The 473-nt window shown below is 76.3% G+C and carries 1 pseudogene; it reads right to left on the bottom strand.

What is annotated here, in order from left to right:
• Positions 1 to 473, bottom strand: a pseudogene (locus tag SACPADRAFT_RS26405) (histidine kinase); the annotation flags it as partial.

Here is a 473-nt window from a genome sequence, read left to right as displayed (position 1 = left end):
GAGGCAGCCGCCGCGGCCGCCGGACCCGCCGTGCCGTGCCCGGAGGCACGGTATCCGGCGGCCCCGTAGAGCCACTGCCGCAGTTCCCGCTCCTGACCGCGCGCCAGCCGGGCCACCTCGCGCGGCACGTCCGGCTGCCGTTGGATGAGCGCGAGCGTCTGCAGCACGGAGTCGTGCAGGTGCGCGGCGATCTCGGCGCGTTCCTCGGTGCGGATGCGGGCACGCCGTTCCTCGCCCAGGTCGCGCACCAGCCGCAGCCAGAACGGCACCGTCAGCACGGCGACCCCGACGAGGGTGGCCAGCACGGCGATCAGCGCGAACTGCACCTGTTCGAGACTGCTCCCGCGCAGCACCACCACACCGATGCCGGTGGCCACGAGCGCGACCCCCGCGAGCACGCGCACGGCCGCCGACCACCCGCCCCCGTCGAGCACCCCGGCGAACCCCGAGCGGGCCCCGTCCCGCCACCGCCT

Source organism: Saccharomonospora iraqiensis subsp. paurometabolica YIM 90007 (assembly GCF_000231035.2).
Taxonomy (GTDB): Bacteria; Actinomycetota; Actinomycetes; order Mycobacteriales; family Pseudonocardiaceae; genus Saccharomonospora; species Saccharomonospora paurometabolica.
This window is presented reverse-complemented; position numbering and strand designations above follow the sequence as displayed.